The organism is Psychrobacter sp. Sarcosine-3u-12, assembly GCF_002836005.1.
Classification (GTDB): Bacteria; Pseudomonadota; Gammaproteobacteria; order Pseudomonadales; family Moraxellaceae; genus Psychrobacter; species Psychrobacter okhotskensis.
In genome coordinates this window covers 1-278 of the sequence record NZ_PJBY01000063.1, presented here as the reverse complement: position 1 = coordinate 278, position 278 = coordinate 1, and the positions used below count along the sequence as shown (strand labels likewise).

Annotated in this window: 1 pseudogene; it reads left to right on the top strand. The window is 43.2% G+C overall.

Features of this window, described 5'->3' with window-relative positions:
* Positions 1–116 precede the first annotated feature (116 nt).
* A pseudogene (locus CXF65_RS15245) lies at positions 117–278 on the top strand (IS630 family transposase); the annotation flags it as partial.

Below are 278 nucleotides of genomic sequence, written 5' to 3'. Positions count from 1 at the left end.
TCTAGGCATCAGTCAAAAAAAAGACTTTAGAACATCCAAAAGCCTGTCCGATCAAAAGAGCGATATATCAGAATAAGCTTGAGCACTTTAAGCAGCAAGGCTACCCCATTGTATATATGGACGAAAGCGGCTTTGAGAACGAGACCATTCGCTCTCATGGCTATGCACCGATTGGTGAGCCTTGTATCGATAGCTACAACTGGCAAGGTAAAAGGCGAACCAACGTTATCGGTGCTCTATATGAAAAGATGCTGTTTGCCCTAGATTACTTTAAGCAC